2 protein-coding genes are annotated in these 1,837 nt (G+C 37.2%); both read left to right on the top strand.

Features of this window, described 5'->3' with window-relative positions; genetic code table 11:
* Positions 1-340 precede the first annotated feature (340 nt).
* Positions 341-649, top strand: coding sequence for a hypothetical protein (locus tag Q397_RS23635; protein ID WP_038015092.1), 309 nt, complete (start codon positions 341-343; stop codon positions 647-649).
* A 107-nt stretch (positions 650-756) separates the two neighbouring features.
* Complete coding sequence (locus tag Q397_RS0120130) at positions 757-1,428, top strand: hypothetical protein (RefSeq protein ID WP_028880910.1); 672 nt, start codon at positions 757-759, stop codon at positions 1,426-1,428.
* Positions 1,429-1,837: the final 409 nt, after the last annotated feature.

Consider the following 1,837-nt stretch of genomic DNA (forward strand, 5'->3'; position numbering starts at 1 on the left):
ACGGCGGCGGCTCATAATTCCCTCCAAATCTTTTGGAAGGTTGAATCATATTCAAGCTGATACAGGAAGGAATTTTATGAGTTTACGGCCTAAAACTTTAAAAAACATATAAAAACAAATATTCATCCAATCACAATTGTATGAAATAATAATAAAATATCTATTTTATTCGGAATGTATTAAAATGGCTCATACGATATTCACGCAGATAAAGGTATTAATTGTATATTTTTTTATCTGACAATCGTATTATACAAAATTTATTAGACTCTATAAACAAAGAGTCACTTTCTTTCTTGTATATCACAGTAACGTAACGCCACCTTGATAGGAGGCCGCTATGACTATTCGTACAAGCTCTAAATCCGTCATTTTCAAGCATCCCTTTAAAATTGGCACTTTAGCTGAAATTCAACCGGCTGGTTCTTATAAGGTCGATACAGATGAGGAACTGATCGAAGGACTGAGCTTCGTTGCATATAAGAGAGTTTTGACAGTTATTCACTTGCACAGCAAAAATAAGATCAGATCACTCACGCGTGCATTAACCGTCACTGCAAAAGAACTTAAAGAAGCCCTACAAAATGACCGACTGGCCAATGATAATATTCTGGAAGACTTGCACATTGATTACCAATTTAAAGGCTGAACTATGATCGACAATGAATTGAGTATTTATGGACTAGCCGACCAATTAAAAAACATCATCACCCAATACAAAATGGAACGAGCAGAACGAAAACATGAAAGCAAAAAATGAACAATCATTCTCAATCGAGATTATTGCTGAACTTAACAATTATAGTTTTCGCTCTTATCTTGAATTGGCCTAACCCATCAATTGCTGAAACGATCCCAATGAACGCTCATGCCGAGACATACGGCTCCGGTTGGGAGTGCGATAAAGGCTATATAAAATCAATAAATAAGTGCCAAGAAATTCAAACTCCTAAACATGGTTTTTTAACTGGGCGATCTTTTGGTGAAGGTTGGGATTGTCTACGTGGATATAAACGAGACAATAAAAGATGTATTGCAATAAAAATTCCCAAGAATGCCTTCTTGAATGATTCTGGCTATGAATGGGAATGTGAGCGGGGGCATAGAGTGCAAAGTGAGAAGTGCCTAAAAATTAACATCCCTAAAAATGCTTTTCTGTCTCCAAATACATATGAAAAGGGTTGGGAATGTTTACGTGGTTTCCAAGCAAATAATAATAAGTGCATCAAAATAAAAGTCCCTGAAAACGCCTATCTTGACGACAGTGGCTACAAGGTCGGTTGGAAATGCCAGCGGGGTTTCAAGGCGAACCAAGAGAAATGTAATCCTGTCATACTTCCTGCAAATGCCCATCTGGACTATTCAGGTAACGATTGGGAGTGCGATGCCTCCTATGTCAAATCCCTCAATACTTGCTTACGCCCATAATTTATTAAATTCCATTCATGAGGGACGACAATGAATTTTGGAAGTTCCTTTCCACTTATTCATTCTATGAAATGATCAATTAATGAAAACCAACCATGCAATTAGAAAAATAAACAAACGCATTGAAATTGTCTCGACAGATAACAGAGCTATGAAGGAAACGGGTTTCGGGTCATTAAAAACCTGTCGAACAATCACCGACATTCTACAGCGACATTATACTGATGTAAGTTTTCGTGAAGCACGCAACAAAGATGACTTGGAAGATATTGTAAAGAGAAAACCTGATCTGGTTGTCCTTTGTGTGAAATACATTTGGCGTAGCCCCCAAAAAGTGATCCACACGAAATGTTAGTTTTTCTGGCTTATTCAAATCCATGGATAAGGAGAAAAGACATGGGAAAACTGA

Origin of the sequence: Terasakiella pusilla DSM 6293, from assembly GCF_000688235.1 — a bacterium.
Taxonomy (GTDB): domain Bacteria; phylum Pseudomonadota; class Alphaproteobacteria; order Rhodospirillales; family Terasakiellaceae; genus Terasakiella; species Terasakiella pusilla.

Excerpts from the sequence above, each read along its gene's own strand:
- Q397_RS23635 (WP_038015092.1), top strand. The coding sequence starts at position 341 with ATGACTATTCGTACAAGCTCTAAATCCGTCATTTTCAAGCATCCCTTT.
- Q397_RS0120130 (WP_028880910.1), top strand. The coding sequence starts at position 757 with ATGAACAATCATTCTCAATCGAGATTATTGCTGAACTTAACAATTATA.